Raw genomic sequence first — 2,353 nt, 5'->3', positions numbered from 1 at the left:
CAGAGAATATAAGCACCGATGCGGCATTCGGTATCCAGGAAATAAGCTGAGGAAGCCTCTGAAAAAAGTTCTGAAGAAAATCCCCTGCAGATTGGGCAACTTTGCTTCCGGCTGTTTCAATATTTTCAAGGATTGTGCTCTGCTGACCTGCATCGAGATTTTTAAACATCCCTGCTATCTGGTGATAAAACGGAATCACCTGACCAACGATGAAGTCTTCAGCATAAGTCACGAGTGTGCGGACATGCTGGGGCAGCACTTCTGATAAATAATTTGCACCTGATACGATTTCGGCAATCAGCAGGGTGATAAGTCCTGCGAAGACCCCCGCGATCAGAAACAGTGAGACAATTACAGCCCATACCCTCGGCAGTCTGCCCTTGGATTCAAGCATATTGACAAACGGGTTGATCAATAATGCGATTCCCACGGCAATGACAAAGGGATATGCCAGTTTCCATATGTAATACAAAGTAAATAAAGAAAGAATGATGACGGTGATCACCACAAAGAAGCGAATGGTCCGATATACATATTCCAGATTCAACTGAGTTCCCCCTTCCCTGTCTATTATCTACTATTTTATAAGAGACAGGAAATGAAAGGAAGTTTTAATTTCAGTATATACAGAATATTTCCAGATTGTTATTTTAAAGCAGTCGTTTTGCAAGGGGCATAATGAACATTTACACTGTTTCAATAGAGTGTATATCGAAAACTTTATTTTTCTAGTAAAATAATTTTAGATAAATTCGAGCGTTTTCGTTCACAAATGTCAGATAATTGTTTATAATAGAAAATGTAAGCGCATCCCAATAACCTACTTCCCTGCCGGTAACACCAAGGCACAGGGAATCATTTTTTGTGCGGGGATTGAGCAATCGCTCAACCAGGAAATCATTCTATTAAAAGCCCTCAATAGGTAATTTACTTACTTACTTTTATCAAACAAGCCCGATTCAAATTTTCTGTCAGGGTTTTATGCTCATATGAAAATGGGTAAAAGGGAAATACATTCAAAGGAGAGATTATTATGACAGCGACTCGCGGACTAGAAGGAGTTGTAGCCACTACATCATCCATCAGTTCAATCATCGATGACACTCTTACATATGTCGGTTACAACATTGATGATTTAACAAACAATGCCACATTTGAAGAGGTAATTTATTTACTATGGCACCTTAAATTGCCTACTCAAACCGAACTGCAAAAGCTGACAGACCAATTAGCGGAAAACATGGCTCTTCCTCAGGAAGTTCTTGATCACTTCAAAATGTACAACATCAAAGAAGTGCATCCGATGGCAGCATTGCGCTCTGCCGTTTCACTGCTTGGCTTATACGATGAAGAGGCAGATGTGATGGAAGAAGAAGCAAATTACATGAAAGCCGTCCGCCTTCAAGCAAAGATCCCTACAATCGTAACAAGCTTTGCGAGAATCCGTAATGGACAAGAGCCTATCGCTCCTCGTAAAGATTTAGGGTTCGCTGCTAATTTCTTATACATGTTAACCGGTAAAGATCCGGAGCCGATCGAAATCGAAGCTTTCAATAAAGCGCTTGTTCTTCATGCTGATCATGAGTTAAACGCCTCCACATTCACTGCACGTGTCTGTGTAGCTACACTCTCAGATGTTTACTCCGGTGTAACAGCTGCAATCGGCGCCTTGAAAGGGCCACTCCACGGCGGAGCGAACGAACAGGTCATGAAGATGCTGACTGAGATCGGTTCTGTTGATAAAGCTGAATCCTACATCCAGGATAAGCTTGAAAAGAAAGAAAAGATCATGGGATTCGGCCACCGTGTTTACCGTCAAGGAGATCCGCGTGCCAAGCATCTTAAAGAAATGTCCAAAAAGCTGACTGAGCTTAGAGGAGAAAGTAAATATTATGAAATGTCGGTAAAGGTTGAAGAAGTATTCACAGCGAATAAAGGACTTCCGCCAAATGTTGATTTCTATTCCGCATCTGTTTATCACAGCCTAGGGATCGATCATGACTTATTCACACCGATCTTTGCTGTAAGCCGTGTATCCGGCTGGCTTGCTCATATCCTGGAGCAATATTCAAACAACCGCTTAATCCGCCCTCGTGCTGATTATGTGGGGCCAGGCAAACAGAAATATGTGCCGGTTGACCAAAGAGGTTAATCATCAATATTTACAAAAAGTAAAAATATTGGTGTAATAAATAAGAAGGGGAATGATTCTGAATGCAAATAAGCACTTATGAGTCATCCCCTTTGATAATGAATAATAATTGGAGGTTACATAATGACACAAGGTGAAAAAATTACAAACCAAAACGGCCAGCTGAATGTGCCGAACAATCCAATCGTTCCATTTATCGAA

Annotated in this window: 3 protein-coding genes; 2 read left to right on the top strand and 1 reads right to left on the bottom strand. The window is 41.1% G+C overall.

What is annotated here, in order from left to right:
- The coding region (locus HP456_RS22865; RefSeq protein ID WP_246289380.1) for an AI-2E family transporter at nucleotides 1–547 on the bottom strand (547 nt) is incomplete at its 3' end.
- Nucleotides 548–1,033: 486 nt separating this feature from the next.
- Here HP456_RS22865 and citZ point away from each other — a divergent pair.
- Nucleotides 1,034–2,152: a citrate synthase gene (citZ, locus tag HP456_RS22860; protein WP_172255361.1), complete on the top strand. Its 1,119-nt coding sequence runs from the start codon at nucleotides 1,034–1,036 to the stop codon at nucleotides 2,150–2,152.
- Between the two features lie 123 nt (nucleotides 2,153–2,275).
- Nucleotides 2,276–2,353: hypothetical protein (locus tag HP456_RS25205; protein ID WP_246289382.1), on the top strand; the 78-nt coding region annotated here is incomplete at its 3' end.

The organism is Bacillus haikouensis, from assembly GCF_013179555.1.
Lineage (GTDB): Bacteria > Bacillota > Bacilli > Bacillales > Bacillaceae_B > Rossellomorea > Rossellomorea haikouensis_A.
Note: the sequence above shows the minus strand (reverse complement) of the source record. Positions and strands in the feature narration are given on the sequence as shown.

Bases quoted from the DNA above. Each gene is read 5' to 3' on its own strand.
- citZ (WP_172255361.1), top strand. From the start codon at position 1,034: ATGACAGCGACTCGCGGACTAGAAGGAGTTGTAGCCACTACATCATCC.